This is a genomic window from Veillonella parvula (assembly GCF_024461875.1).
GTDB lineage: Bacteria > Bacillota > Negativicutes > Veillonellales > Veillonellaceae > Veillonella > Veillonella parvula_I.
Window position 1 is genome coordinate 1 of sequence record NZ_JANGAL010000186.1, and the last position, 208, is coordinate 208.

Sequence of the window (208 nt, forward strand, 5' to 3'; positions counted from 1 at the left end):
TCCGTCATTTTTATGGAAAATCTGCTGTAATTCAGGATATGCGGTCTTCTTCGTTTCCTCGATCAGTTCTTCATCTGTTAAAGGAGTCTCATACACTTCGATCTTATGGATATTTCCTCCGAAAGTATATTTATTAATTCCTCCCCTTTTTGTTGCCCCCAGAGAAACAGTATCTAATCCCGTAATTTCAGAAATAAAGCGGTATCCT

Annotated in this window: 1 protein-coding gene; it reads right to left on the reverse strand. The window is 38.0% G+C overall.

The window, feature by feature from the left end; genetic code table 11:
- Positions 1-208, reverse strand: a 208-nt coding sequence (locus NE668_RS10290) for a sialidase domain-containing protein (RefSeq protein WP_256197027.1), incomplete at both ends; no start/stop codon positions are given.